Source organism: Piscinibacterium candidicorallinum (assembly GCF_047549485.1).
GTDB lineage: Bacteria > Pseudomonadota > Gammaproteobacteria > Burkholderiales > Burkholderiaceae_C > Piscinibacterium > Piscinibacterium candidicorallinum.
This window is the reverse complement of the sequence record NZ_CP180191.1, coordinates 1,201,215-1,227,449: the sequence shown is the minus strand read 5'-3', so window position 1 is coordinate 1,227,449 and position 26,235 is coordinate 1,201,215. Positions and strand designations below refer to the sequence as shown.

Below are 26,235 nucleotides of genomic sequence, written 5' to 3'. Positions count from 1 at the left end.
CTACTGCCCCGCGGGCAGGGATTGACGCTGGGTCGCAAATGCCAGGCGCGCAATGCCGGCGAGCCGCGCTGCTTCCATCACATTGACCACCGACTGGTGGCTTGCCGCAGCGTCAGCATTGATGATGAGTACAGGATCCTTGCGCTCCGCTGCCGCAGCCTGAAGCGCCTGGGCAAGCACAGCAACATCACGGAACGGCACTGGCGCCTTGTCGATGGCGTAGCGACCGTCCGCCGATACTGCCACCTGAATCTCACGAGGACGCTGCTCGGTGTTCTGACCCTGTGCACCTGGCAGCGAGATTCTTAGCTCCGCAAAACGCGTGAACGTGGTCGAAAGCATCAGGAAGATGATGATGACCAGCAGCACGTCGATCAGCGGCACCAAGTTGATTTCGGGCTCTTCGTCCCGCCCGCGCCGGAAATTCACTGGCGTGCCCCGTGAATTACATCGACAAGCTTGAGAGCGTCCTGCTCCATCTCGACGATGAAGTCATCGACCCGGCCGCGGAAATATCGATGAGCGATCAACGCAGGAATCGCAATCAGGATCCCGAAGCCCGTGTTGTAGAGCGCCACCGATATGCCGTGCGCCAGTTGGTCCACATTGGTCACGCCGCCGGGTCCGCCAGAGGCACCGAAGATTTCGATCATGCCCACGACGGTGCCAAACAGGCCCATGAGCGGGGCTGCCGACGCGATGGTGCCGATCGCGTTCAAGAAGCGGGACAACTCGTGCGCGACGCCGCGCCCGACATCCTCTATCGCAGACTTCGTGACTTCTCTTGGGGCTTGCGCATTACGCAGACCGGCCGCCAGGATGCGCCCGAACGGCGAGTTGCCTTCCAGCCGCTTCAGCACGTCACGCGTGACCTGCCCGCCTTGCTGCAACTTGATCACGTCGTTGAGCAATCCGGCAGGAACGATCTTGCGGCGCTGCAGTGCAAAGAAGCGCTCAACGATCAGGGCCAGCGCGATCACTGAGGCGACAATGAGAAACCAGATCGGCCAGCCGGCCGCTACGATGATTGCGAACAAATCAGAGTCCTTTGGAGCAGCACAGCCGCGGGAACGCAGCGCGCAGCGAAATGTAGCGGCCTTGCTCTGGCACCCAAAACGGACCGATTCGGCGCCGGCGGGCGGGACAAAGCTGTGGATAACTCTGTGGATACCTCCCCGCAAGCCGCGAAAACACTGCCCGTTTCTGTGTCTGGCATTACGCATACGCAATCGGTCAGTCAAAAAAACCATTATCAATCAATGACTTGCAACGTATTCACGTCATCTCGCGGCGAGTGCATGCTCGCAGGTTGACCGGACCGAAACTGTGGACATGTTTACAGATCGCGGCGCAACTACATCGTCAGATGTAGCGAACAGCCCCAGAGACCGGCTCAGCCCGTCTGCGTTGGTCGCGGCCATCGAACAGTGGCTCTCACGGGGCTTCCCGGTGGTTCGCGTCCGCGGTGAAGTCAGCGGCCTGACCCGCGCGGCCAGTGGCCACAGCTACTTCTCCATCAAGGATGACTCTGCCAGTGTCCGGTGCGTCCTGTTTCGGCAGCGCACGGGCGTTGCCATCGCAGCGGCTTGGGGCAATGGCGACGTCGTTGACATCTCTGCGCGGCTCGCAATCTACGCAGCGCGCGGGGATTTGCAGCTCATCGTGGAGAGTGTCCGCCCTGCCGGGCAGGGCGATATGCATGCAGCTTTCGTGGCGCTGCGCGACCGGCTCAAGGCCGAGGGCTTGTTCGACGAGTCGCGCAAGCGCGCTCTGCCGGCATTTATGCGCCGAATTGCCCTGGTGACCTCGCAAGACGCCGCCGTCCTGCGCGACATTGCCACAACGTTTGCTCGTCGGGCGCCGCACGTGCAGCTGCTGCTCTTTCCGGCGGCCGTCCAGGGCCCCAACGCGGCCGCAGAGCTGATCACTGCCCTTCACGCGGCTTCGGAGCATCCGAATGTAGATTGCGTCATTCTTGCGCGCGGCGGAGGGTCGATCGACGACTTGGCCGCGTTCAACGACGAAGGGCTGGCGCGCCGAATCGCCATCAGCAGCGTTCCTGTCATCAGCGCCGTCGGCCACGAGACAGACTTTTCGATCTCTGACTTCGTCGCTGACGTGCGTGCCCCGACTCCCACAGCAGCGGCGGAAATCTGCGCGACGCCGCGGGATGAGTGGCTCGCGAGACTCGTTGAACTGCGCGCTTCGCGGACGCGGGCTGTGGATCGCAGCTTGCAGGCGCTCGCGCAAACCGTCGATCTGCTGGCTTCGAAACTACTCAGTCCAGCGCAGCACGTTCAACTCAGTCGCGTCACCCTTCAGGAAAGAGCACTTCGCATTCGCACCAGCTTGCGGACTTGCTCGGCTCAAGCACGTGACGCGCTCGGCATATGCCATCAACACCTGGCGAGCCAACGCCCCGACGTGCGCACGTACACAGCATGGCTCGCTGGCTCACAAGCGCGACTCCGTGGCACTTGCGCGCACGTTGTCGACCGGAAGCGTGCCGAGGTCGCTTCATTGGGCGTACAGCTTCACGCGCTCGGTCCCATGGGTGTGCTTCGCCGTGGCTACGTCCTTGTATCTCACCCTGACGGCACACCAATGACCAGCAGCGAGAGCGCAGCACCCGACGCCGCAGTGACGCTCACCTGGCACGACGGTAGCCGCGCTGCCAGGCTGGCCGCGCAGGTCACTATCGAGAGCGCGAAATAGCCCCGACACCTTCATGGCATCTGCCTACCGGGCGGGCGATACACTGCGCGCTTCCTCCAAGCCACTCACGCAAAGAAAGGTGACTCCGAATGGAACACAAGCTGCCAGAACTGCCCTACGCCATGGATGCGTTAGCGCCCCATATCTCCAAGGAGACCCTGGAGTTTCACTACGGCAAGCACCACCAAACCTACGTCACCAATCTGAACAACCTCATCAAGGGCACCGAGTTCGAGTCGATGAGCCTTGAAGACATCGTCCGCAAGTCCTCCGGCGGCATGTTCAACAACGCTGCCCAGATCTGGAATCACACGTTCTACTGGTTCGGCTTCAAGCCCAACGGCGGCGGAGATGCAACTGGCGCAGTGGCTGCAGCCATCAATGCTAAGTGGGGCAGCTTTGCCGCGTTCAAGGAAGCGTTCAACAAGTCCGCGCTCGGGAACTTCGGTTCCGGCTGGACCTGGCTGGTCAAGAAGGCGGACGGCACGCTCGATATCGTGAATACCAGCAATGCCGCGACCCCGCTCACGACAGCCGAGAAGCCGTTGCTCACGTGCGACGTCTGGGAGCACGCGTACTACATCGACTTCCGCAACCGCCGTGCGGATTACCTCGGTTCGTTCTGGTCGCTCGTCAACTGGGACTTCGTGAATCAGCAGTTCGCCTGATCCATACAGTCGCTTCACAACGAAACATGGGGCACCGATGGGTGCCCCGTTTTCGTCAGGTCGACACTTTTCTATCGCGACTTGAAAAGGCGATCGACGCCGTCGATCCGCGTCCCGGGCCGAATGCCGCGCTGCTTGAACCACCCCTGGTTCATTTCGAGCGCGAACCTAGCCGGCTTGGCGGCGCAGTGGCTCTTCTCGGTCTGCGGTTGCATGTCTTCGATGTTGAGGATGACGCCGTCATCATCGAGAAATGCGACGGACAGCGGGATGAGCGTGTTCTTCATCCACATGCAGTGCACAGCGCGCAGATCGAAGAGAAACACCATTCCCTGCTGCGGGCCAAGCTTGTCGCGAAACATCAGGCCGCGCTGCCGATCCGCATCGTTCGCGGCGACCTCGGCCTGAATCAGATGCATGCCCGCGCGCAGTTGGATGGTCGGCATCGCGTTGCTCTGCGCCAGCGCCTCAGCGCTGGGCGCAAGCAAGCACGCGAACAGGGCTGCGCGAAGCAAAACTCGACGCAACTCACTCAGCAGGGACAAACTCGAAGGATTCAGGATCATCAGGACACGTAGAACAGAAGCGCGATGCCAATTGCCATGCAGCCACCAACGGCTTGCTGCATGATGGGCCATCAGCAAAACAAAAGGGCAGGTTACCCCGCCCCTTTTGCACCGATGCTGCCGAGTACGGCAGCAGAAGAATTACTTCTTCTCTTCAGCAGCCTTCTTGGCCTTTGCCTTCTTGGCCTTCTTGGCCTTCTTTTCGGTCTTCGCTTCGGCCTTTGCTTCAGCCTTGGCAGGAGCAGCCGGAGCGGCCGGAGCTGCGGGAGCTGCGCCTTGGGCGAAGACGGAAGCGGCGAACAGGGAGGCCACGAGGCCGGCGATCAGCTTGGACATGTCAGATTTCCTTTTGAGCAACTAGTTGAGAGACCCGTCCCGGACTTGGCGTACGCCGGATCACGTAAACGTCGGTCAGGCGCTCAACGCCGCCCCGAAAGCATCCGTTGACAGACCCTTACATGGAAACCCGATAGTTGATCACTTCGATTGGGTATTACCAATCGGTGCAGCAAAAACAAAAGGGCGCCGAAGCGCCCTGTCAGCCGGGATGCGATGCTGCGTCAGGACGCAGCAGTGATGTTCGACGCCTGTTTGCCCTTGGGGCCCTGGTTGACTTCAAACATGACCTTCTGGCCCTCTTTCAGCGTCTTGAACCCAGGCATCTGGATCGCCGAAAAATGCGCAAACACATCTTCACCGCCCTCATCGGGGGTAATGAATCCGAACCCCTTGGCGTCGTTGAACCACTTGACCGTACCCGTTGCCATCCGTACTTCCCTCCCAAAACCATTCAGGCCTCAAGCCAATCCGAACGATTGGCCAAGCCGCCGTGTGAGAAGCACCCATACGCATCCGATGCTTTCCCGCCGGAAGCTTTTTTAACGATCCAACAAAGCAATCGTCAAGACCCCGTTCAATATGAGGAATTGAGCATTTCCGCTGTCCCTGCTCGCCTGACTCAACGCAAAGGCGCGAAGTTGGGCCGCCTTAGAATGAGACAAATGCCACAGATTCAGGCCCGCAGAGACCTCCGCCCATGAGCGACAAACCCGTCGTCGGCCCGAACAACCCCGACTCCGACCAGGGCGACAGCGTTGTTGCCGAGCGTCAGACCGCCCGCGTCAAGCCGCCGCGGATGTTCCAGGTCGTGATGCTCAATGATGACTTTACGCCGATGGAATTCGTGGTCGGCGTGCTGCAGCGCTTCTTTGGCAAGAGTCGGGAACAAGCCACACAGATCATGCTAAAAGTCCATCGAGAGGGGCGCGGCGTCTGCGGGGTGTATCCGCACGATGTTGCTGCCAGCAAAGTGGACCAGGTCACAGACTTTGCACGCCAGCATCAACATCCGCTGCAGTGCGTACTTGAAGAAGTCTGAACACTTTTCTGGCGAGGCGGCTTGAACCTTGCTTAGGACACCTCACCTGCAGACGATGCGGGCGCTTGAGCCTCAGGAGTTGCAATGATTGCGCAGGAATTGGAAGTCAGTCTGCATGCGGCCTTCGTGGACGCACGGGCCAACCGTCACGAGTTCATCACGGTCGAGCACCTGCTGCTCGCACTGCTCGACAACCCTTCCGCCTCTGAGGTGCTGAAGGCCTGCGCCGCGAACATTGAAGATCTTCGCAAGCAGCTCACCAACTTCATCAAGGACAACACGCCGGTCATTCCGGGCACCGAGGAAGCCGACACGCAGCCCACGCTGGGCTTTCAGCGTGTGATCCAGCGCGCGATCATGCACGTGCAGTCCACCGGCAACGGCAAGAAGGAAGTGACCGGTGCCAACGTTCTGGTCGCCATCTTCGGCGAGAAGGACTCGCACGCCGTCTACTTCCTGCATCAGCAGGGCATCACTCGTCTGGACGTGGTGAATTTCATCAGCCACGGCATCACCAAGACACCGCAGGAAGAAGCCGCGGGCAGCAAGCGCAACGAGAACGAAGAGCAAGGCGAGCAGACCGAGAAGCAGGCCAGCCCGCTGGAGCAGTACACCCAGAACCTGAACAAGGCGGCCGTGGACGGCCGCATCGACCCGCTGATTGGCCGCGAGTCCGAAGTCGAACGCGTCATCCAGGTGCTTTGCCGCCGGCGCAAGAACAACCCACTACTGGTGGGTGAAGCCGGTGTGGGCAAGACAGCCATCGCTGAAGGCTTGGCCTGGCGTGTGGTTCAGAAAGATGTGCCCGAGATCCTTGCCGACATGACCGTGTACTCGCTGGACATGGGCTCGCTGCTGGCCGGCACCAAGTACCGCGGCGACTTCGAGCAGCGCCTGAAGGCCGTGCTCAAGCAGCTCAAGGAAACCAAGAACAGCGTGCTGTTCATCGACGAGATCCACACGCTGATCGGCGCGGGTGCAGCCTCCGGCGGCACGCTGGATGCGAGCAACCTGCTCAAGCCGGCGCTGTCCTCGGGCCAGCTCAAGTGCATCGGCGCGACGACTTACACCGAGTACCGCGGGATCTTCGAGAAGGATCACGCGCTCTCTCGGCGCTTCCAGAAGATCGACGTGAACGAGCCGTCCATCGAGCAGACGATTGAAATTCTGCGTGGTTTGAAGACGCGATTCGAAGAGCACCACGGCGTGAAGTACAGCAAGGATGCGCTGTCCAGCGCGGCCGAGCTTTCTGCCAAGTACATCAACGACCGTCACCTGCCGGACAAGGCGATCGATGTGATCGATGAAGCCGGTGCCGCGCAACGCATCCTGCCCCAAAGCAAGCGCAAGAAGACCATCGGCAAGAACGAGATCGAGGACATCATCTCCAAGATCGCCCGGATTCCGCCGGCGTCTGTCTCCAGCGACGACCGCTCGAAGCTCCAGACGCTGGAGCGGGACCTCAAGGCCACGGTGTTCGGTCAGGATGCTGCGATCGAAGCGCTGGCGGCCAGCATCAAGATGGCGCGCTCGGGCCTGGGTAAGCCGGACAAGCCGATTGGCGCCTTCCTGTTCAGCGGCCCCACGGGTGTGGGCAAGACCGAGGTCGCCAAGCAGCTCGCCTTCACCCTGGGCATTGAGCTGGTGCGCTTTGACATGTCCGAATACATGGAGCGCCATGCAGTCAGCCGACTGATCGGCGCGCCTCCCGGCTATGTGGGCTTCGACCAGGGCGGCCTGCTCACCGAGGCGGTGACCAAAAAACCGCACTGCGTGCTGTTGCTCGACGAAATCGAGAAGGCCCATCCGGACATCTTCAACGTGCTGCTGCAGGTGATGGATCACGGCACGCTGACGGACAACAACGGACGCAAGGCGGACTTCCGCAACGTGATCGTCGTCATGACGACCAACGCCGGCGCCGAAACGATGAACAAGTCCACCATCGGCTTCACCACCAAGCGTGAGAGCGGAGATGAGATGGGCGACATCAAGCGCATGTTCACGCCCGAGTTCCGCAACCGTCTGGACGGCATCATCAGCTTCCGGGCGCTGAACGAGGAAATCATCCTGCGTGTGGTCGACAAGTTCCTGATCGCGCTCGAAGACCAGCTGCACAGCAAGAAGGTGGAAGCCATCTTCACGGACACGCTGCGCAAGCACTTGGCCAAGAAGGGCTTTGATCCGCTGATGGGCGCGCGCCCGATGCAGCGTCTGATCCAGGATACGATCCGCCGTGCCCTTGCCGACGAGCTGCTTTTTGGCAAGCTTGTATCCGGTGGCAAGGTCACGGTGGATCTGGATGACGAAGAGAAGGTGCGTCTGATGTTCGACGACGGCCCACCGCCGGCCACCCCCCTGCCTGACCCCGAGGACACAGCCACGGTGGAATAAGCACTGCATGGGCGGCTCATAAGCGCCGCCCGAGGGTTAGACACAATGGGCGCGGCGCTTGTCGCGCCCATTGCTTTTGCGCACAATCGGCCGGAGCATGGCCTGCCGCGCACGTTCTACGGCGCCCGGCCGACGCTGCGTGCAACGCACAACGCGTGGCCGAACTGCTCACCCCCAGGGGAAACAACAAGGAGACTTCAATGACGTTTGCTGTTCCGGCGCGAAGGGCACTCGCCCTCGGCGCCCTGCTCGCGGCGGCTTGGGCGCTGCCCGCCTTGGCCCAGGCACCAACGCCTGCGCCTGCTCCCGCTGCCGCGCCCACCGCGGCGCCGGTGGTGACCACCACCACAAATGCCGCCTACCTCGCTGCCAACTGCGCCAACTGCCATGGCACCAAGGGCAAGGCCGTCGGCGGCATGCCGAATCTGGCCGGGCAGAATCGCGACTACATCATTGCCCAGATGCGCGCCTTCCGTGACGGCCAGCGCCCCGCGACGATCATGCACCAGCTTGCCAAGGGCTACACGGACGATCAGATCGCATTGATCGCCGACCATTTCTCGAAGATCAAGAACTGAAGGCAGGGGCATCATGAAGACTCAATTGAATCGCCGCGACCTGCTCAAGGCACTCGGTGCAGGCAGCGCGCTCACGCTCGCCGGATGTGCCGCCACCGAGCAGCAGGCCGCTGCACCGCAGAAAAAACTGGGCCGCGTGATCGTGGTCGGTGCCGGCTATGGCGGCGCCACCGCTGCCAAGTACATCCGCATGTGGTCGGGTGGCGCGATCGACGTGACGCTTGTCGAGCGCAGTCCTCAGTTCGTTTCCTGCCCGATCTCGAACCTCGTGATCGGCGGCAGCCGCAAGATCGAGGACGTGACGCGCGACTACTGGGGCCTGCGCGAATACGGCGTGCAGGTCATCATCGATGAAGTCACTGGCGTTGACCCGGTCAAGAAGACCCTGCAGCTGCGCAAGATCCAGGATCTGCGCTATGACAAGCTGGTCATCGCTCCCGGTGTGGATTTTCTGTTCGATCAGGTCAAGGGCCTGGACGCAAAGGCGCAGGAGCGCTTCCTTCACGCCTGGAAGGCCGGCCCTCAGACCGTGGCTCTGCGCAAGCAGCTCGAAGACATGGCCGACGGTGGCGTGTACGCCATCACCATCCCGCGTGCACCCTACCGCTGCCCGCCCGGCCCGTACGAACGTGCCTGCCAGGTCGCCTGGTACTTCAAGCACAACAAGCCCAAGAGCAAGGTCATCATTCTGGACGCCAATGAAGATGTGCAGTCCAAGAAGGGCCTGTTCATGCGCGCGTGGAACAACGACTACAAGGGCCTGATCGAGTACCGCCCGAACTGGAACGCCAGCGAGCTGGATGCAGCCGGCAGCACGATCATCAGCGATGTGGGCGACAAGCTGAAGGCCGATGTGCTGAACATCGTGCCTCCACAGCGTGCCGGCGACATCGCCCAGCGCGCCGGGCTGATCAACGCCAACAACCGCTGGTGTCAGGTGGACTGGACCTCCATGGAGTCCACCGCGCAGAAAGACATCCATGTCATCGGCGATGCGCTGCTCGCTGCCCCGGCCATGCCCAAGAGCGGCCACATGGCCAACCAGCACGGCAAGGCGGCCGCTGCCGGCATTGTGGAGATGATGAACGGCCGTACGCCGGCGCCGCTCACCATGGCCAACACCTGCTACAGCTTCATTGACGACAAACGCGTGGTCCACGTGGCCAGCGTGCATCGCTACGACGCGGCGCAGAAGACCATGGTGGCACTGCCGATCGCCCAGGGCCCGGCCCTGTCCAGCGAGGCCAATGAGCTTGAGGGCGTTTATGCCTGGAGCTGGGCGCAGACCATCTGGAACGACATGCTGACCTGAGCGCAGCCGCAGTCCAAGGCATGAAAGCAGAACGGGCCCGCGGGCCCGTTCTGCTTTGGAGGCGCCTAACCGCGCAGTGGCGTGCTGCCCGTCCAGTCGCCCTCAACCGGCGCTGGCCAACTTGCCGGTGCCGTCGATGCGCACGCGATCACCCACGCGCCAGCCGTTCTGGGCGGCCAGGGCCAGCACGCGGCGGCTGCCGTCGTTCATCCGCACGGCCACTTCCACGTGTGTGGTGCTGTTGCGCTGCTTTTCGATTTCGTTGCCCGCCAAGGCACCGCCGGCGGCGCCGACGACCGTCATCGCCTTGCGGCCGTCGCCCTTGCCGAACTGGTTGCCCACCACCGCGCCGAGCACGCCGCCGGCCACGGCACCCACGCCGCTGGCGTCGCCCTTGCGGGTTACGGTGCGGATGGATTCGATGGTCCCTTCGTTGCGCGCTGCAACCGGGGCGGGCGCGTCCGCCGTCTGCGCGGGTGCGCTGCTGCGCGCGCTGGTGCCGCCAGCCTGGCGCGGCGGCTGCTTGCTCATGGCCGTGGCTTCGGCCGTGTGGTTGGCGGGGTTGTCACCCACCGGGCCTTGGCGCTGCGCCGCGGACGCGGCAGAACCGCTGGCGGCTGCCAGCGCCGGCGCAGCAGCTTGACCGGAACGGGCCTGGCCAGTGGGCAGCAAGCCGGTCATCGCGGCAATACCCGTCAGGCTCAGCACAATGACGCTGCCGGCAGCCACCCACATGACGGGGTGGATCGAAGAACGGGTCGGCGCGGCGGAATCGACGGTGCTCATGGGCACTCCCTGAAGTTGGATGTGCTCATTGAACGGGTCAGAGCGCAGCGCGAGCGCCTTCGAATCGTTTCAAACGTAACGGAACCTGCGAGTTGTATCAGAGGCTTGCGATCGGCGTTTAAAACACATCTGACCGAAATTGACTCAAATCTATCCGGAAAAACCGACTTTCCGCATATGAGTAGACAATCTTTATCTATTCAGTGATAGAAAAAATCACGTCCGAAATTGAACCTTAATTGCGGCCGGTTGAACCGAATCCGCCTGTGCCGCGCTCGGACGCCGCAAACTCCCCCACAACGTTCAGCTTCACCTGCATGACCGGCACGATCACCAGCTGCGCCAGCCGGTCCAGCGGATTGAGCGTGAAGGCCGTCTGCCCGCGATTCCAGGTGCTGACCATGAGCTGGCCCTGGTAGTCGCTGTCGATCAGACCGACCAGATTGCCCAGCACGATGCCGTGCTTGTGGCCCAGGCCGGAACGCGGAAGGATCATCGCGCAGTAGCCGGGGTCGCCGATGTGGATGGCCAGACCGGTCGGGATGAGGTGCGTGCTGCCGGGTTCGATGAGCAGCGGCACATCGATGGCCGCGCGCAGGTCCAGGCCGGCGGCACCGGCGGTGGCGTACTCAGGCAGTGCCTGGCGCAGGCGTTCATCGAGGATCTTGACGTCCAGTTGAATCACGGCGGAGAACTCACTTCTTCTTGGGGTTGAGCACACTGAAAGCAATGCCGCCGATGATGGCCAGCGCCAGGAAGTAGGGCACGTCCAGAATCAGGGACAACACCCCTGCTCCGAACAACGAGCCGCCGGCAAGCACGGCAACACCCATCGGCGTCTTGAACCACTGGCGCACATCAACCTCGCCGCTCTTCATGGCGTTGAGCAGGGCTTCGGCCTCGGCGCGCGTCAGCGGTGGCTTGTCGCCGGCCACGACGGCGCGTGCAGTGGTGTTCTGCGCGTTGCGCGCTGCGGCCTGCGGTGGCGTCTGAAGGGTTGCTGTGCCGGGCGCGGCCTGCCGCGGCTTGCTTGCCGCCGGCCGGCGACCGCTGCCGCTCACGTCAGTCAGCTGCTGGCCCACGTTCAGCGCCTGCATCCGCGCCTGAATGCGTTCGACCTCGCGCACGAAGTCGCCATCCTTGGGGGTGAGATCGTCAATGTTCATGACATGCCTCCTCAGGCTCGCTGGGCCAGGGCAAAGATCTTGCGAATGGGTTCGATGACCTCGAAGCTGCCCGAAAAACCCGGCGGAATCACGCAGGTGTCGCCCGGGCCGTAGAGCTTGGCGCCGCCCTGCGCATCGTGGATCGCGCAGCGCCCTTCTAGCACGTGAAATAGTTCCGACTTGTCCGGCGCGAACTCGATGCGCCAGTGCCCGACCTCGCAGGTCCAGACACCAAAACTGCCGCCTGACGCTGCATCTTCGTGGAACAGCCAGGTCTGGCGCCGCGGCACACCGGTAATCCGCCGGTCCTCGCGCGGGAAGTCGATTGTCGGCCCGGGTGCAGGGTCGGAAAAGCTGATGCTTTGCATGGTGTGAGGAAGGAACCCGGTCAGGCGATGCGGACTGCGGCGCCGAATGGCCGACAACCGGGGACATTGTCCCATGCAGCCCGCGCCCGCCATCCGGGCCCTGAGACGAACCCGCGCCAACCGCAGATGAAACCCGTGCCGCGCCGCGAGGTTTTGAACCGCGCGTATCAGTTTTTGACACTCCCGACGCCGTTCTGACAGTAGCCCGCCGGCTCCCTAGTCTGCGCAGATCGCGCTGCTGCCGGTGCCCAGAGGCTGCCGGTCCAGACGGCGCGCAGGGAGCGAACAATGAACTGTGTGTCTGGGGTGCAGTGGTGGTGCGATCTCAACAGCGCGGTTTGGGTCTTCGGGATCGCGGGCGTCGTGCTGGCCGTGTCGTTGGTGACGCTGAAGGTGCAACACACCCGATCACGCCGCCGCCTGCTGGCGCGCCGCCGTGGGCGCGGTGCCGATCTGGGCGACCAGAAACTGCCGCCCTTCGTGCTCTGCCCGGTCTGCCAGAACCTCACACGCACCGACACCGCCATCTGCATCTGGTGCACCCAGGGGCTGACGGAGGTATTTCGCGACACGCTGCCGCCGGGGCGCGACCGCTTCGGCCGCTACCGAGACACCAACCCGACCCGCGAGGGCGATGAGCCCGGTGGCGTGCGGTTCAGCGCCTAGCGCAAGGCCCGCTCAGCGCTTCAGGATCGCGAACAGGTTGTTGTAGTCGTCCGTCCAGGTCGCGAATCCGGCGCGCGGCACCACGGCTTCGGCCCGCTCGGCGATCGGCTTGAGCGCGAGCGTCTTGGTATCCGGCGTGGCCAGCACGTAGTCCGTGCGGGACAGATACCACTCGGCCCGCTCATCGGCGATCTTGACGGTGCTCATGTTGTTGGCCGCCGCAATGCCCGCCACCACGGGAACCAGATCCAGATAGCGGTTGGATACGTGAAAGGCCACGATGCCGCCGGGTGCAAGCTGGCGCGCGTAAGTCGCCATCGCCTCCTTGGTGACCAGATGCACGGGAATCGCGTCACTGGTGAAGGCATCCACCACCAGCAGATCAAAGCCCTGCGGCGCCTCGCGCTCCAGCACCAGCCGCGCGTCGCCCAGCGCCGTGGTGACGTTGGCGCGTGAATCCTTCAGGTAGGTGAAGTCGCGCTTCGCAAGATCGATCACCTGCGGGTTGATCTCGTAGAAGCGGAACTGATCGCCCGGCTGCCCCCAGGTGGCCAGCGTGCCGACACCCAGGCCGATCAGCCCGACCTTCAGCGGCCGCTTGCGTGCCTGACGCAAGGCTTCGAGGGCTACCCCTGCACCCGAGGTGCTGGAGTAATAGGTGGTGGGCCAGCGGCGGCGTTCCTCGTCCAGGAACTGCTGGCCGTGCAGGATCACGCCATGCGTGAGCTTGCGGTCCGTGCCGTCCGGGCTCTGGCGCACGCGCACGGTGCCGTAGAAGTTGCGGTCCATGGCGATCACGTCGCGCGTGAACACCTCGCGGTATTGCCAGCCGAAGCTTGCAGTCATCACCGCCGCGATCAGGCCCAGGGTGGCTGCGGTGCCGGAGATGCTGCGCGAGATGCCGAGAAACAGCGCCACCACCGCCAGGCCGATGATCGCGACGACGGCGTTGCGCATCGCCTCAGTCTCGAAGGGGTTGGCTTCCACGTGCCAGAACCACCACCACACGGCAAAGCCGAAGGTGGCCGCAGTCAGCAACGAGAACAGCGGCTTGCCCCAACCCTCATCGCGCATCACCACAAACAACATCAGCGCAGCCAGCAGCAGCGCGAGAGGGAGTTCCCAATAGGCGTTGAACACGCGCGGCGCCACCAGCCCGACCAGCAGCCCGCCGACTGCGCCGCCCAGGGAGATCATCAGATAGAAGCGCGTGAGGTACTCCGGTGCGGGTTTGGCACGCGAGAGTTCCCCGTGGCAGAACATGCAGATGACAAACAGCCCGCCGCAATACAAGGGCACGGCCTGCCAGAAGGGCAGCACGGTGTTCTTGGTGAACAGGCCCCAGGCCATGGCAGGCACCAGCACCATGAGCAGCGGCTGGAACAGGCCGCGGCGGTACCAGCGGTCCGAGTCAAAGCACAGGATGAAGGTCAGCAGATACAGCGCCAGCGGCAGGATCCAGAGGAAAGGCACGCTGGCCACGTTCTGCGTGATGTGCGTGCTGACCGTCACGAGCATGATGCAGCCCAGGGCCGAGAGCGTGAACCACAGCAGGTAACGGCCGGCCGTGGGCGGCTCGTGCGTCACATAAGCGTGCGGGTCCACCGGTGCGGGCGGCGGCATGGCCGCCACCGCGCGCGCGGCCATCACTGCGCTCGCCCCGCAGAGCAGCGCAAACAGCACGAACAGCCCGGACCACACCCAAGCCTGCTGCTTTACGGGCATGAAGGGCTCGATGGCGAAGGGATAGGCCATCAGCGCAAACAGTGACGCCAGGTTCGAGAGTGCGAAGAGGCGGTAGACCCGCTCGCGACGCGCATCTGTCTTGGGCGTGACGGTGGCAAACCAGTTCTGGATCAAGGGGCCGGTGGACGACACCGCAAAGTACGGCAGGCCGATCGTGGCCGCCAGCAGCAGCATGAGCCGGCCGGTGGGGTCTTCGTCGCCCAGGGGCTTGAGCGCGGGGTTGGCCAGGATGGGCAGCGTGAGCAACGCCAGCAGCAGCACACCCAGATGCACCTGCATCTGGCGGCGGATGGCGAACCGGCCCATCAGGTCTGCGTAGCCGTAGCCCGCCAGCAGCACCAGCTGAAAGAAGGCCAGACAGACCGTCCAGACGCCGGCGGAGCCGCCAAACCAGGGCACCACCTGCTTGCCGATCAGGGGTTGGACCAGAAACAGCAGAAAAGCCGACAGGAAGATCGTCAGCGGAAACAGGCGGTACATGGTCACCTTGTTGGGTCTGGAGCGCCGGCGCAGGGCTCCGAGCGGATGTGCAAAGAAATATACCGGGCAGCGTGTAAGGACTTTCCCGCCCATCCGACTGACCCTGCGTGAGATCGGCTCACACCTTTGCAATCGCAACATTCAGGAGATCAGATCATGAACAAGCAAGCACTGCTGCGCACCGCATTCGCATCCGTCCTGGCCGTGACCGCCACCAGCGCCGTCATGCCCGCCCACGCCCAGGCCGCCAAGGAAAAGTGTTACGGCGTGGCCAAGGCCGGCCAGAACGACTGCGCCAACGCCAGCGGCACCCACTCCTGCGCCGGTCAGAACAAGACCGACATGAGCCCGGACGAGTGGAAGTACGTGGCCAAGGGTACCTGCGAGAAGATGGGTGGCGGTCTGACGCCGGACGCCGCCAAGAAGGCCGCCGCCGCCAAGATGAGCGACAAGAAATAAGCGCAGTCACCGGATGCGCCCCACCGAGGAATCCATGGAAAGAGACCGCATCGGCTGGGTCGGTCTGGGTCTGCGGCACGCGCACTACAGCGCGTTCTGCCAGGCCGCAGACCACCTGCCGGACCCGGGCGCATCCGGCCCCCTTCAGAATTCATTGCATTCGCAGGTGGACTTTCTTGAGGTCCACAGCGAGAACTTCTTTGCGCCGGGGGGCGCAGCGCGCGCCGTGCTGGATACCGTGCGCCAGCGCTGGCCCGTGAGCCTGCATGGCGTGGGCCTGGGTCTGGGCAATGCGCACGGACTCGATCCGGTGCATCTGGCCATGTTGCGCGCCCTGGTTGACAGCGTTCAACCCGCGCTGGTCTCCGAGCACGTGTGCTGGACGGCCGATGCCGCAGCCACCTACAACGACCTGCTCCCCCTGCCTTACACGCGCCAGGCCCTGAACGCGCTCTGCGCGCACATCGATCAGGTGCAGGCGCTGCTGAAGCGGCCGATCCTGATCGAAAACGCGACGGCCTACGTGCAGTTTGCCGGCGACGAGTTCAGTGAGATGGACGTCATTGCCCGGGCCGTGCAGCGCACCGGCTGCGGCGTGCTGCTGGACCTCAACAACCTGTACATCAACGGCGTGCACTTCGGCTTTGACGCAGCCACGGCGCTGAACGCCCTGCCCGCAGATGCCGTGCGGCAGTTTCATGTGGCGGGCCATCTGGAGACCGAGGATGGCCTAGTGGACGACCACGGCTCACGGGCCCGCCCGGCGGTCTGGGCGCTCTACAGCCGCGCGCTCGATCGCTTCGGCGCCCAGCCCACGCTGATTGAATGGGACACGGCGGTGCCGGCACTGGAGGTTTTGCTCGACGAGATCCGGATTGCGCGCGAACTTCAGGCGCAAAGCATCCACCTGCCGGAGCCGGCCCATGTCGGCTGAGCTGGCCGAGCTGCAGGCGCGCTTTGGCGCGGCGCTGCGAATCCATGCCGCCACGGACGCCCTGCTGCCGGCCCTGGCTGGCGACGCCGCACGCAACGCGCGGCGCGTGGGTCTGTATCGCGGCAATGTCATGGCCCACGCCACCGGCGCGCTGGGCGCCGCCTATCCGGTCACCCGCCAGATGCTGGGGGCCGAATTCTTCGATGCGCTGGCCCCGCACTTTTGGCGCGCCCATCCGGCCCAGGCCGGTGACTGGGCGCTCTGGGGTGCGGCGTTGGCCGACTTTGCCACCGCCTTTATACCCACCGCCAGCTTTGCCTGGCTGCCGGGTCTGGCGCGACTGGAATGGGCGGTGCATGAGGCGCAATCCGCCCCCAACGCCACGGCAGCGCAGCTCGCGCAGGCCGCAGACGACCCCTTCGTACTGCCTGGCACGCGCGTGCTGGCCGAGCAAGCTGCTGTGGCGTCCATCTGGCTTGCGCACCAGCCGGGGCATGGCATCGAGCTGGGCGAGATCGACCCCGCGCAGCCCGAAGGCGCACTCGTGATGCGCCAGGATCTGCGAGTGCAAGTTTTCCCGCTGCCCTTCGACCAAGCCTCAGCACTTGTCGAACACCTTTCGGGAGACCCCGCATGAACACCCTGGCCCAGATGCGCAGCAACCCCTTTCTCAGCCCGCTGGGCAAGCTGCTCTCCAACATCGAACCCTGGGCGCAGAGCGTCTTTCTGCTCGGCCTGCGCCTGTACGTGGCCAATGTCTTCTTCCTCGCCGGCCTGACCAAGATCCGGGACTGGGAGACCACCCTGCTGCTGTTCACGGAGGAATACAAGGTGCCCCTGCTGCCGCCAGACATTGCAGCCGTGTTTGGCACCGGCGGTGAACTGGTGCTGCCGGTGCTGCTGGCCCTCGGTCTGGCGGGGCGCTTCGGTGCTGCCGGTCTGTTCGTGATGAACATCGTCGCCGTGGTGAGCTACCCCGGCATTGCGCCCGCCGCGCTGCAAGGTCACGTCACCTGGGGCGTGATGCTCGCCACCGTGGCGCTGTTTGGCAGCGGCAAGCTGTCGATCGACTGGACGGTGTGCAAGGCGGTGTGGCAGCGCATAGGGTTGAAGCAGACGCGCGCGGCGGTCTGATCTGCGGGCCGCACCGCTTGTCCCATGCTGTAGGCGGGGTTTCGGCGAGCACTGCTCGCCGCCGCGGAAAGAGGCGCGGAGGAGCGAGCCCATGTCAGCGCGAGCCCCCTGCACTCATGATCGCTTGTCTGGTGCGGTTCTTCAGCCACTGTGGCCTGAAGAGCCGCATGAATACTGGATCCAGCTTCTCATTCCCGGGATTGATCAGGCCTCGCGCAGCGCATCCACGATCTTGAGCTTGCTCGCCCGCCGCGCGGGCAGGAAGCCGCCGACCAGCCCCATCACCAGCGAAAAGATCAGCGTCTGCACCACGATGCTCGGCGTGAGCACGAAGCCGAAGGCGATCTCGGCGAAGGTGCTGAAGTTGACCGTGGACAGGCTGAAGTTCTGCATCAGGCTCGCGCCCAGCAGGCCGATCAGCCCGCCCACCAGACTCAGCAACAGGCTTTCAATCAGGAAGGCGATCAGCACCGCGCTGCGCCGGAAACCCAGTGCACGCAAGGTGCCGATCTCGCCCACGCGCTGCGCCACAGTGGCGAACATGGTGATCATGGCGCCGACGATCGCGCCGATCGAGAAGATCACCGAGATGGTCAGGCCCAGCACGCGGATGAAGGTGGCCAGGGCCTCGGACTGTTCGCTGTAGAACTGCTGCTCGCGCTTCACATCGAGCTGCAGGCGCGGGTCATTGTCCAGCGCCGCCTTCACGCGGTCGAAGTCGTCCGGGTCCGCCAGGCGAAAGATCACGGTGGAAAAGGACAGGCGCCGGAAACCCTGCATCATCTGCTCGGCATCGCCCCAGACCTCGCTGTCAAAGGCCGTCTTGCCGCCATCCATCACGCCCACCACCACCCAGTCGCGCCCGGCAAAGCGCAGGGTCTCGCCGATGCCGGCGCCTGAAAAGCCGGCCGCAATCGAGCTGCCAGCCACGATCTCGTTGGTGCCCGGGCGGAACATGCGGCCTGCGGTGATGCGCACCTGCGGGCGCAGCGCGGCACCCAGCGGCCCGATGCCGCGCACCGTGACGTTGCTGGGCTTGCCGGTGTTGCGCCGTTCCAGATTGATGACGACCACCGGCTCCTTGGACACCAGACGCTGGCCGGTGCCGTCGGTGGCAATGCCGCTGCTGCTCTCGACGATCGACGCCGAGACGCGATCGATGCCCGAGGAGATCTCGCTGCCGCTGCCCTTGCGGATGACGATCACGTTGTCCGGCTGCCCGGTGGCCACGAGCGTGGCCTTGATGCCCTCGCTCATCATCAGCACCGTGGCAAACACATAGACCACCAGCGCCAGGCCGATGGCTGTGAGCGCCGTGGTCACGCGCCGCACCCAGAGGTTGCGCGCGATGTAGGAGAAAGGCACCTGCTTCACGTGCCGCCGCCTTGGTGTTCAGGCCACATGCCGCAGCCCGCCCACGATATCGATGCGCGCCATCTTCCAGGCGGGCCAGGCCGCGGCGATCAGCCCGACGATGATGGCCGCGCCCACCTGCAGCAGCACGGTGGTGTCGCTCACCGCCACCACCGGAAACAGGTTGCCGCTGGCCTGCTTGAAGCCCGCGGCCAGCGGATAGGTCAGCAGGATGCCGATGGCCCCGCCGATCAGCGCAATCAGCAGGCTCTCACCAAACAATAGGCGCACCACGAAGCCCGGCTGGAAGCCCAGGGCCTTGAGGGTCGCGTACTCCGCCGTGCGTTCACGCGCCGTCATGGTCATGGTGTTGGCCATGACGGCCAGGATGATGACCAGGATCACGTAGCTCACGGCCGACACCGCCAGCAGGATCTGCTCGCTCATCGACACGAAGGAAAGCTGGAAGGCCTGCTCGGTCTCGGTGAGGGTCTCGCCCTGGGAGTTCTTGAAGATGGCATCGACCCGCTGCGAGACGAGGGCTGCGTCATCCGGGTTGGCAATGCGCACCACATAGGCGCCCACCTGATCGGCCGCACGGCTGTTGCCGCTCTTGCGCACGGACTCGCTCAGGTACTTCCAGTGGAAGAAGAAGCGCGAGGTGTCGGTCTTGGCGTCGGCACCGTCATAGATGGCGCGCAGGGTGAAGGTCCAGGTGCCGGGGTAGATGGTGCCGCGCAGGGCGATCTGGTCGCCCACCTTCCAGCCATAGGTGTCGGCCAGCTTGCGGCCAGCCACGGCGCCCTGCCGGTCCAGCAGGAAGGCGCGGCGCTCGCCCTCGTTGAAGATGAACTCCGGGTAGAGATTGATGTAGCTCTCCGGGTCCACGGCAAACTGCGGGAAGAAGTTGCGCTCGCTGCCGTATACGCTACCGAACCAGTTGGACCAGCTCACACCGGTCACACCGTCCACCCCGCGGATGCGCTCCGCGTACGACAGCGGCAGCGGAAACACCAGCGACACGGCATTGCGAGTGACCAGACGCACGCTGGAGGTGGCATCCGCCCCGGCATACCAGGCGTCGATGATGGTGCGCAGGAAGCCGAAGGCCGCGATCGCCACCACCAGACCCACCATGGTCAGCAGGGTCCGCAGCTTGTGGCGGAACGCGTTCTTGAGCAGCAGCTTGAACATGAACATGGTTCAGTGCCCTCGATCCGGAAACGCAGATCCAGCATTCATGCGGTTTTCCAGACCAAAATGGCTGGCAAGCCGCGCGGGACAAGCGGAGCCCGCTGCGGTCACTCCGCCCCCACGGGTTGTGCGGCGGCCTCCGCAGCGGCCTGAGGCGCATCACCATCCACCAGCACGCCCTTCTCCAGCTCGATGCGGCGGCGCGCACGGGCGGCGGCCTTGGGGTCGTGCGTGACCATGACGATGGTTTTGCCCAGTTCGGTGTTGAGCTGCTCCAGCAGGTTCAGCACCTCGGCGCCCGTGGTGCGGTCCAGGTCGCCGGTGGGCTCATCCGCCACGATCAGGGTGGGGTCCGTGACCAGTGCGCGGGCAATGGCCACGCGCTGCTGCTGGCCGCCGGAGAGTTCATTCGGGTAATGGTCCATGCGGTCGGCCAGCTGCACCATCTCCAGCGCCGCGCTCACATGCTCGCGCCGCTCGCTGCGCGACAGGCTCGTGAGCAGCAGCGGCAACTCCACGTTCTCGTAGGCCGTGAGTACGGGCATCAGGTTGTAGAACTGGAAGATGAAGCCCACATGGGCGGCACGCCAGTCAGCCAGTTCACCTTCACTCAGGCGTGCAATGTCCACGCCGTCCACTTCGATGCTGCCGCCGCTGGGCTTGTCGATGCCGGCGATGAGATTGAGCAGCGTGCTCTTGCCCGAGCCGCTCGGCCCCATGAGCGAGACGAACTCGCCGGGCATCACGTCCAGGTTGATATCGGTGAGCACGGGAATCACCTGCTCGCCGCGCAGATAGGCCTTGGCCAGACTGCGGATGCGGATGATCGGGGTGGGGTCGCTCATGGTGCGTGTTGCGTCAATTACCGGCCAGCCACGCGCACGGCGCTGCCGTTGGCCAGCTTGGCGTCCGGCCGGAGCACGACGCGGTCGCCGCTCTTGATCTCGCCGGTCACCGTCACGCTCTCGCCCACCGTACCGCCGCGCTGCACGGGCACGAGCTCAAGGGTCTCACCCTTGTCCGTTTTGTTCACGCGCAGCAGCACGGGCTTGCCCTCGCGCTCCACGATCGCCGCGGGGTTCACGGCCAGCACCGGCTTCTGGTCGGCATCCGTGATCGGCTTGGACAGGAAGGTCACCTTGGCGCTCATCTCAGGCAGGATGCGCGCGTCCAGCTTGTCGAACTTGATCTTGGTCATCACCGTGGCCTTGGCGCGGTCCACCGTGGGCACGATGCGGGCCACGCTGCCCTTGAAGCGGGTGTCCGGCAGGGCATCGAGCACGATCTCCACCGGCATGCCGATGCTGACCTTCGCCAGGCTGGATTCACTCACGTCCGCCTCGACCTCCAGGGTGCTCATGTCCGCCATCGTGACCACGGCGCCCAGGCTGCCAGCGGCGCTGGAAAAGGGCGTGATGTTGTCGCCCACGTTGGCGTTCTTCACCAGCACCACGCCGTCGAAGGGCGCGCGGATCTCGGTGAAGTCCTTGGCCACCGCAGCGGCATTCGCCCCGGCGCGGCTGTTCTCCACGCCGGCACGGGCCTGGGCCACGGCGGCCTGGGCACGCTCCACACGGGCGCGGGCATCATCGGCCGCAGAGGCCGAGACGAAGTTCTGCTTCACCAGGCTTTGCACGCGGGCGTAGTCGGCCTGGGCGTTCTTCAGCTCGACCTCGGCCGAGGCCAGCCCCGCCTGCGACACATTCACGGCCGCCTTGGCACCGGCCAGCTGCGCCGCCACATCACGGGCATCCAGCCGGGCGATCAGGTCGCCGGCCTTGACCCGGCTGCCCTCGGCCACCGCGAGGTACTCCAGCCGGCCGCTGGCCTTGCTGGAGACCGCCGCGCGGCGCTGCGCCACGACATAGCCGCTGGCGGTGAGCTGGGCAAACTGCTGGCTCGCCGTGGTGGTGATGACCGAGACCACCTGCACCTCGGGCTTGCGGGGCATGGCCAGGAAAACGAAGGCCACCGCGATGACGATGGCGCCGATCACGGCCCAGCGCACCCAGGGCTTGCGGCGCTTTGGCGCGAGGCCGCCGCGCTGGATCTTGAGCTTGGCCAGGGGGTTGCTGCTTGCGGGTTCAGTCATGAGGGCGTGCGCGGCGCAGTGCACCGATGTGGAGGAGTCTGTGCCGATGATAGGTTGCAGCTCGTCGCGCTGCGTTTGGCCGGGCGCTGTGGTTTTCAGCAGGCCGAAAGGCGCTGGCGCAGGCGTGGTGCATGCCCGAAGACGCGCACCCAGAGCCATTTAGGTACTTTTCGGCCGAAATAGAACATGACCATAAAGTGCTCAAGAAGACCGACAGGCATGCGGAAAGTGGCATTCATTTGGATTGAAAAAAGCTACTTTCAGCCACGCGAATCAGCGCAGCCTACCCGCCCTGCCTGCTCAAGCCGCGATCACGCCTCCACCCAGGCACACCTGACCGGCGTAGACCACCGCGCTCTGGCCGGGCGTGACGGCCCATTGAGGCTCGTCGAATGCGAGCGTGAAGCCACGGGCGTTGTCCGCCGTCAAATGGCAGGCGGCATCCTGCTGGCGATAGCGGGTCTTCGCCGCGAGCGGCGCGTCAAGCTCGGGCGGGGCGCCAGCAATCCAGTGCGGCTGCTCCGTGGCCACGGCGATCTGCTTGAGCCACGGGTGCTCATGGCCCTGCACCACATACAGCGTGTTGGCGGCCATGTCCTTGCGGGCGACGAACCAGGGCTCGCCATTGCCTGCCTTCTGCCCGCCGATGCCGATGCCCTTGCGCTGGCCAAGGGTGTAGAAGGACAGGCCAACGTGCTCGCCGATGAGCTTGCCCTCGTCCGTGAGGATGGGCCCGGGCTTGGTGGGCAGGTAGCGGTTCAAAAACTCGCGGAACGGCCGCTCGCCAATGAAGCAGATGCCCGTGCTGTCCTTCTTGGCGGCGTTGTGCAGACCGATCTGCGCAGCAATCTCCCGAACCCGCGTCTTCTCGATGTCGTAAAGCGGGAAGATCGCCTTGGAGAGCTGCGCCTGCGTGAGCCGGTGCAGGAAGTAGCTCTGGTCCTTGGCCGGGTCCTTGCCCTTGAGCAGCTCAAAGCGATCGCCCACCTGGCGCACGCCGGCATAGTGGCCGGTGGCAATGTGGTCCGCGCCCATCTTCATGGCGTGATCCAGAAAAGCCTTGAACTTGATCTCGGTGTTGCACAGGATGTCCGGGTTGGGCGTGCGGCCGGCCTCGTACTCCTGCAGGAAGTAGCTGAACACCCGCTCCTTGTATTCGGCGGCAAAGTTCACGGCGTCGATGTCGATGCCGATGCGGTCAGCCACGCTCACGGCGTCCAGCCAGTCCTGCCGGGTGGAGCAGTACTCGCTGTCGTCATCGTCCTCCCAGTTCTTCATGAACAGGCCGATGACCTCGTAGCCCTGCTCCTTGAGCAGCCAGGCCGACACCGACGAGTCCACCCCGCCGCTGAGGCCCACCACCACCTTGGGCTTGCTCATGCTGCGCCCTCAAGAACACATTCCAAAGCGAGTTCACGTTGCATAGAGCACCACCAGACCGCAAAAGAGCAGTGCATAGCCGCCGATCACCAGCCGCACTGAGCGGCGCACATAGCCGCCAGCAAACACACTTGCTAGCGCGAGCGCAAGCACCGAGTCGCGAAACGCAGCAAAGGCATAAGCCCCCTGAGACACATACTTGGTGCCACAATGGCTGACCATTGATTCTGATCCGAAGCGGTAGGACTCGAGGACAGCCGGATCTGCCACAACGCCAACAATCCACCATTCGTGCAGAATCAACACGCAAAACGCCAGAAGTCCGGCAACCGGGAGGCAGGCGAAGATGCGTAGAGATGGCGTCGATTCAGACATGATTTCGCACCGATGGATGGGTGTAGATGGCCTCTAGCGGCAGGCGCCGGCCGGCGAGGTAGTCGTCGATGCAGCGCATCACCAGGGGGCTGCGGTGTATGTCGTTCATCATGCGCAGATCGTCGGCGCTCATGAAGGCTACGCGGCGGATCTCGGGCGAGAGCTCCGCGCCCGCCACCACCTCACCCAACTCGCCCACAAAGGCAAAGCGCACATAGGTCACGTCCTCGCCGGTCTTGGCGGAGGTGTAGCGGCTCATGTAGGCGCCCAGGAAGCCCGTGGGCTCGAAGCGGTGGCCGGTTTCCTCGAGCGTTTCGCGCTTGACCGCATCGATCAGGCTCTCGCCCTGCTCCCAGTGCCCGGCGGGTTGATTCAGGCGAACGCCGTCGGCCGTGTCTTCCTCGACGATGAGAAAGCGGCCATCACGCTCGACGATTGCGGCGACCGTCACGCTGGGTTTAGAGGAAGCACTCATGGCTTGATGCGCAGCTGGCATGGGCAAATGCAGCAGTCGCGCCAGACTTTTCGGTTAATTTCGGATTTTAGTTGGGGCTCGCGGCCCCGGCCCGGCCGGCTTGGTCGGGGCGCCGGCTGCAGACAAACACGTTCCAGGTGCATACCCAAAACGCCCCGCTGGAGGATCGCTCAGATGAAATTCGGCATTCCGCGCGAGACACGCGCCGGCGAGACACGCGTGGCCGCTACGCCCGAGACCGTCAAGAAGTTGGCCGCCAAGCACGAGGTGTGTGTGGAAGCTGGGGCCGGCACAGCCAGTTTCAATACCGATGAGGCTTACGCCGCCGCAGGCGCCCGCATCGTGAACCACGCCGAAGCCCTGGCGCAGGACGTGGTCCTCAAGGTCTGGGCGCCGGACGCCGATGAGCTGGGCCAGATGAAGGCTGGTGCCGTGCTGATCGGCATGCTCGAGCCCTTCAATGGCGACGGCTTGCAGAAGCTAGCCCAGGCCAATCTGACCGCCTTTGCCATGGAGGCGGCGCCCCGCATCTCTCGCGCGCAATCGCTCGATGTGTTGTCCAGCCAGGCGAACGTGGCCGGCTACAAGGCCGTGCTCATGGGTGCGAACGCCTACGGCAAGCTCATGCCCATGCTCATGACCGCAGCCGGCACCGTGAAAGCCGCCCGCGTGGTGATTCTGGGCGTGGGCGTGGCCGGCCTGCAGGCCATTGCCACCGCAAAGCGCCTGGGGGCGGTTGTAGAAGCTAGTGACGTGCGCCCCGCCACCAAGGAACAGGTGGAATCACTGGGCGGCAAGTTCATCGATGTGCCCTTCGAAACCGATGAAGAGCGCCAGATCGCCGAAGGCGTGGGTGGCTACGCCCGCCCGATGCCCGAGGCCTGGATGAAGCGTCAGGCCGCGATGGTGGCCGAGCGCCTGAAGCAGGCCGACATTGCCATCACCACCGCGCTGATTCCTGGCCGGCCCGCGCCGCGCCTGATCAACGCCGAGACTGTGGCCCAGATGAAACCCGGCGCCGTGATCGTGGACATGGCCGCCGAGCGTGGCGGCAACTGCGAACTCACCGAGGCTGGCCAGACCGTGGTCAAGCATGGCGTCACGATCATCGGTGCCGTGAACATTCCGGCCAGCGTGCCCACCGATTCCTCGGCGCTGTATGCCCGCAACCTGCTGGACTTTCTCAAGCTGGTCACGGACAAGGACGGCGCCTTCCACCTCAACCTCGAAGACGAGATCGTCAAGGCCTGCATGGTTGCCCACGCGGGCGCCGTGACCCGTGCCTGAACCTGGCTCCTCTCGCATCGCCTGAAGCACCCATGCAAAGAATCATGCTGCGCAGCAAGCTGCACCGTGTCACCGTCACCGGCGCAGACCTGCACTACGAAGGCTCCTGCGGCATCGACGCCAAGCTGCTCGAAGCCGCCGACATCCTGCCCAACGAGGCTGTGGACATCTACAACGTCAACAACGGCCAGCGCTTCTCGACCTACGCGATCGTGGAGCCCGCGGGCAGCGGCGCCATCACCCTGAACGGCGCGGCTGCACGCTGCGCCGCAGCTGGCGACCTGCTCATCATCTGCACCTACGCGCCGATGGACGATGCCCTCGCCAAGACCTACAAGCCCAAGGTCGTGTTCGTGAACGACCGCAACCACATGACTGGCATGAAGGAGTAAGCCCCATGGCCGAGATCAGCCCGCTTGTCATCAACCTCATCATCTTCGTGCTGGCCATCTATGTGGGCTACCACGTGGTCTGGAACGTCACTCCTGCGCTGCATACGCCGCTGATGGCTGTGACCAATGCCATCTCGGCGATCATCATCGTGGGCGCCATGCTCGCGGCCGCACTCACGGAAACCACGCTGGGCAAGACCATGGGCGTGCTGGCCGTGGCGCTGGCGGCGGTGAACGTCTTCGGCGGCTTTCTCGTCACGCGCCGGATGCTGGAGATGTTCAAGAAGAAGGACAAGAAGCCCGCGGGCGAGTCCAAGTGATCCATCGGAATCAGCGC

At 64.2% G+C, this 26,235-nt stretch carries 30 protein-coding genes and 1 pseudogene; 14 read left to right on the top strand and 17 right to left on the bottom strand.

Annotation, left to right across the window (positions count from 1 at the left end):
• Together ACMDW7_RS05545 and ACMDW7_RS05540 are read right to left on the bottom strand one after the other, a co-directional pair.
• Complete coding sequence (locus tag ACMDW7_RS05545) at positions 1-429, bottom strand: ExbD/TolR family protein (protein WP_377300409.1); 429 nt, start codon at positions 427-429, stop codon at positions 1-3.
• Positions 426-1,037: a MotA/TolQ/ExbB proton channel family protein gene (locus tag ACMDW7_RS05540; protein ID WP_377300410.1), complete on the bottom strand. Its 612-nt coding sequence runs from the start codon at positions 1,035-1,037 to the stop codon at positions 426-428. The genes ACMDW7_RS05545 and ACMDW7_RS05540 overlap by 4 nt, the downstream gene beginning before the upstream one ends.
• Before the next feature lie 370 nt (positions 1,038-1,407).
• Here ACMDW7_RS05540 and xseA point away from each other — a divergent pair, with 370 nt between their 5' ends.
• Both xseA and ACMDW7_RS05530 read left to right on the top strand, forming a co-directional pair.
• Positions 1,408-2,715: an exodeoxyribonuclease VII large subunit gene (xseA, locus tag ACMDW7_RS05535; RefSeq protein WP_377300411.1), complete on the top strand. Its 1,308-nt coding sequence runs from the start codon at positions 1,408-1,410 to the stop codon at positions 2,713-2,715.
• A gap of 89 nt (positions 2,716-2,804) precedes the next feature.
• Positions 2,805-3,383, top strand: coding sequence for a superoxide dismutase (locus ACMDW7_RS05530; protein WP_377300412.1), 579 nt, complete (start codon positions 2,805-2,807; stop codon positions 3,381-3,383).
• Positions 3,384-3,454: 71 nt separating this feature from the next.
• Here ACMDW7_RS05530 and ACMDW7_RS05525 read toward each other — a convergent pair whose 3' ends face one another.
• The 3 genes from ACMDW7_RS05525 to ACMDW7_RS05515 form a co-directional block, all read right to left on the bottom strand.
• Positions 3,455-4,021 (bottom strand): DUF192 domain-containing protein, encoded by a 567-nt coding sequence (locus tag ACMDW7_RS05525; RefSeq protein WP_377300413.1) that lies wholly within the window; start codon positions 4,019-4,021, stop codon positions 3,455-3,457.
• 69 nt (positions 4,022-4,090) lie between these two features.
• The gene (locus ACMDW7_RS05520; RefSeq protein WP_054127038.1) at positions 4,091-4,285 is read right to left on the bottom strand and encodes a hypothetical protein; all 195 of its coding nucleotides are present in this window, start codon (positions 4,283-4,285) and stop codon (positions 4,091-4,093) included.
• Between the two features lie 224 nt (positions 4,286-4,509).
• Positions 4,510-4,716 carry a cold-shock protein gene (locus tag ACMDW7_RS05515; RefSeq protein ID WP_054127037.1) on the bottom strand — a complete coding sequence of 69 codons (207 nt, stop codon included), beginning with the start codon at positions 4,714-4,716 and terminating at the stop codon, positions 4,510-4,512.
• Between the two features lie 269 nt (positions 4,717-4,985).
• Here ACMDW7_RS05515 and clpS point away from each other — a divergent pair, with 269 nt between their 5' ends.
• From clpS to ACMDW7_RS05495, 4 genes and pseudogenes are all read left to right on the top strand, one after another.
• Positions 4,986-5,327: an ATP-dependent Clp protease adapter ClpS gene (clpS, locus tag ACMDW7_RS05510; RefSeq protein WP_054127036.1), complete on the top strand. Its 342-nt coding sequence runs from the start codon at positions 4,986-4,988 to the stop codon at positions 5,325-5,327.
• 75 nt (positions 5,328-5,402) lie between these two features.
• A pseudogene (gene clpA, locus ACMDW7_RS05505) lies at positions 5,403-7,721 on the top strand (ATP-dependent Clp protease ATP-binding subunit ClpA); the annotation flags it as partial.
• A gap of 200 nt (positions 7,722-7,921) precedes the next feature.
• Entirely contained in the window at positions 7,922-8,299 is a 378-nt protein-coding gene (locus ACMDW7_RS05500; protein WP_377300414.1) for a c-type cytochrome, read from the top strand.
• A gap of 13 nt (positions 8,300-8,312) precedes the next feature.
• Positions 8,313-9,611 carry an FCSD flavin-binding domain-containing protein gene (locus ACMDW7_RS05495; protein ID WP_377300415.1) on the top strand — a complete coding sequence of 433 codons (1,299 nt, stop codon included), beginning with the start codon at positions 8,313-8,315 and terminating at the stop codon, positions 9,609-9,611.
• Positions 9,612-9,713: 102 nt separating this feature from the next.
• On the opposite strand, the gene ACMDW7_RS05490 is transcribed toward ACMDW7_RS05495, so the two are convergent.
• The 4 genes from ACMDW7_RS05490 to ACMDW7_RS05475 form a co-directional block, all read right to left on the bottom strand.
• Positions 9,714-10,397 carry a glycine zipper 2TM domain-containing protein gene (locus tag ACMDW7_RS05490; RefSeq protein ID WP_377300416.1) on the bottom strand — a complete coding sequence of 228 codons (684 nt, stop codon included), beginning with the start codon at positions 10,395-10,397 and terminating at the stop codon, positions 9,714-9,716.
• Between the two features lie 235 nt (positions 10,398-10,632).
• Positions 10,633-11,079, bottom strand: a complete 447-nt coding sequence (gene dut / locus ACMDW7_RS05485) for a dUTP diphosphatase (protein WP_377300473.1) — start codon at positions 11,077-11,079, stop codon at positions 10,633-10,635.
• A 13-nt stretch (positions 11,080-11,092) separates the two neighbouring features.
• Complete coding sequence (locus ACMDW7_RS05480) at positions 11,093-11,563, bottom strand: hypothetical protein (protein WP_377300417.1); 471 nt, start codon at positions 11,561-11,563, stop codon at positions 11,093-11,095.
• Between the two features lie 11 nt (positions 11,564-11,574).
• Positions 11,575-11,931, bottom strand: a complete 357-nt coding sequence (locus ACMDW7_RS05475) for a cupin domain-containing protein (RefSeq protein ID WP_377300418.1) — start codon at positions 11,929-11,931, stop codon at positions 11,575-11,577.
• A 288-nt stretch (positions 11,932-12,219) separates the two neighbouring features.
• Between ACMDW7_RS05475 and ACMDW7_RS05470 the strand changes: the two genes are divergently transcribed.
• Complete coding sequence (locus ACMDW7_RS05470; RefSeq protein WP_377300419.1) at positions 12,220-12,597, top strand: hypothetical protein; 378 nt, start codon at positions 12,220-12,222, stop codon at positions 12,595-12,597.
• A gap of 12 nt (positions 12,598-12,609) precedes the next feature.
• Here ACMDW7_RS05470 and ACMDW7_RS05465 read toward each other — a convergent pair whose 3' ends face one another.
• The gene (locus tag ACMDW7_RS05465) at positions 12,610-14,823 is read right to left on the bottom strand and encodes a spermidine synthase (RefSeq protein WP_377300420.1); all 2,214 of its coding nucleotides are present in this window, start codon (positions 14,821-14,823) and stop codon (positions 12,610-12,612) included.
• Between the two features lie 156 nt (positions 14,824-14,979).
• Between ACMDW7_RS05465 and ACMDW7_RS05460 the strand changes: the two genes are divergently transcribed.
• Genes ACMDW7_RS05460 through ACMDW7_RS05445 form a run of 4 tightly spaced genes read left to right on the top strand, consistent with a single transcriptional unit; the run spans position 14,980 to position 17,350 of the window.
• Positions 14,980-15,282, top strand: coding sequence for a DUF2282 domain-containing protein (locus ACMDW7_RS05460; protein ID WP_377300421.1), 303 nt, complete (start codon positions 14,980-14,982; stop codon positions 15,280-15,282).
• 34 nt (positions 15,283-15,316) lie between these two features.
• Positions 15,317-16,216 carry a DUF692 domain-containing protein gene (locus ACMDW7_RS05455; RefSeq protein WP_377300422.1) on the top strand — a complete coding sequence of 300 codons (900 nt, stop codon included), beginning with the start codon at positions 15,317-15,319 and terminating at the stop codon, positions 16,214-16,216.
• Positions 16,206-16,853, top strand: a complete 648-nt coding sequence (locus ACMDW7_RS05450) for a putative DNA-binding domain-containing protein (RefSeq protein WP_377300423.1) — start codon at positions 16,206-16,208, stop codon at positions 16,851-16,853. The genes ACMDW7_RS05455 and ACMDW7_RS05450 overlap by 11 nt, the downstream gene beginning before the upstream one ends.
• Entirely contained in the window at positions 16,850-17,350 is a 501-nt protein-coding gene (locus ACMDW7_RS05445; protein WP_377300424.1) for a DoxX family protein, read from the top strand. Before ACMDW7_RS05450 ends, ACMDW7_RS05445 begins: the two co-directional genes overlap by 4 nt.
• A gap of 204 nt (positions 17,351-17,554) precedes the next feature.
• On the opposite strand, the gene ACMDW7_RS05440 is transcribed toward ACMDW7_RS05445, so the two are convergent.
• The 7 genes from ACMDW7_RS05440 to ACMDW7_RS05410 form a co-directional block, all read right to left on the bottom strand.
• Complete coding sequence (locus tag ACMDW7_RS05440) at positions 17,555-18,724, bottom strand: ABC transporter permease (RefSeq protein WP_377300425.1); 1,170 nt, start codon at positions 18,722-18,724, stop codon at positions 17,555-17,557.
• Between the two features lie 18 nt (positions 18,725-18,742).
• Positions 18,743-19,903: an ABC transporter permease gene (locus ACMDW7_RS05435; protein ID WP_377300426.1), complete on the bottom strand. Its 1,161-nt coding sequence runs from the start codon at positions 19,901-19,903 to the stop codon at positions 18,743-18,745.
• Positions 19,904-20,004: 101 nt separating this feature from the next.
• Positions 20,005-20,742, bottom strand: a complete 738-nt coding sequence (locus ACMDW7_RS05430) for an ABC transporter ATP-binding protein (RefSeq protein ID WP_377300427.1) — start codon at positions 20,740-20,742, stop codon at positions 20,005-20,007.
• A 17-nt stretch (positions 20,743-20,759) separates the two neighbouring features.
• Positions 20,760-21,989, bottom strand: coding sequence for an efflux RND transporter periplasmic adaptor subunit (locus ACMDW7_RS05425; RefSeq protein WP_377300428.1), 1,230 nt, complete (start codon positions 21,987-21,989; stop codon positions 20,760-20,762).
• A 300-nt stretch (positions 21,990-22,289) separates the two neighbouring features.
• Positions 22,290-23,369 carry a tRNA 2-thiouridine(34) synthase MnmA gene (gene mnmA, locus ACMDW7_RS05420; RefSeq protein WP_377300429.1) on the bottom strand — a complete coding sequence of 360 codons (1,080 nt, stop codon included), beginning with the start codon at positions 23,367-23,369 and terminating at the stop codon, positions 22,290-22,292.
• A 33-nt stretch (positions 23,370-23,402) separates the two neighbouring features.
• A complete protein-coding gene (locus ACMDW7_RS05415) occupies positions 23,403-23,744 on the bottom strand; it encodes a hypothetical protein (RefSeq protein ID WP_377300430.1) in 342 nt (113 codons plus the stop codon).
• Positions 23,737-24,219: an NUDIX hydrolase gene (locus ACMDW7_RS05410; RefSeq protein ID WP_377300431.1), complete on the bottom strand. Its 483-nt coding sequence runs from the start codon at positions 24,217-24,219 to the stop codon at positions 23,737-23,739. The genes ACMDW7_RS05415 and ACMDW7_RS05410 overlap by 8 nt, the downstream gene beginning before the upstream one ends.
• Before the next feature lie 174 nt (positions 24,220-24,393).
• Between ACMDW7_RS05410 and ACMDW7_RS05405 the strand changes: the two genes are divergently transcribed.
• The 3 genes from ACMDW7_RS05405 to ACMDW7_RS05395 are packed head-to-tail and all read left to right on the top strand — an operon-like array spanning position 24,394 to position 26,218.
• Complete coding sequence (locus ACMDW7_RS05405; RefSeq protein WP_377300432.1) at positions 24,394-25,506, top strand: Re/Si-specific NAD(P)(+) transhydrogenase subunit alpha; 1,113 nt, start codon at positions 24,394-24,396, stop codon at positions 25,504-25,506.
• A gap of 32 nt (positions 25,507-25,538) precedes the next feature.
• The gene (gene panD / locus ACMDW7_RS05400; protein ID WP_377300433.1) at positions 25,539-25,898 is read left to right on the top strand and encodes an aspartate 1-decarboxylase; all 360 of its coding nucleotides are present in this window, start codon (positions 25,539-25,541) and stop codon (positions 25,896-25,898) included.
• 5 nt (positions 25,899-25,903) lie between these two features.
• Positions 25,904-26,218: an NAD(P) transhydrogenase subunit alpha gene (locus tag ACMDW7_RS05395; protein WP_377300434.1), complete on the top strand. Its 315-nt coding sequence runs from the start codon at positions 25,904-25,906 to the stop codon at positions 26,216-26,218.
• The last annotated feature ends 17 nt before the right edge of the window (positions 26,219-26,235 follow it).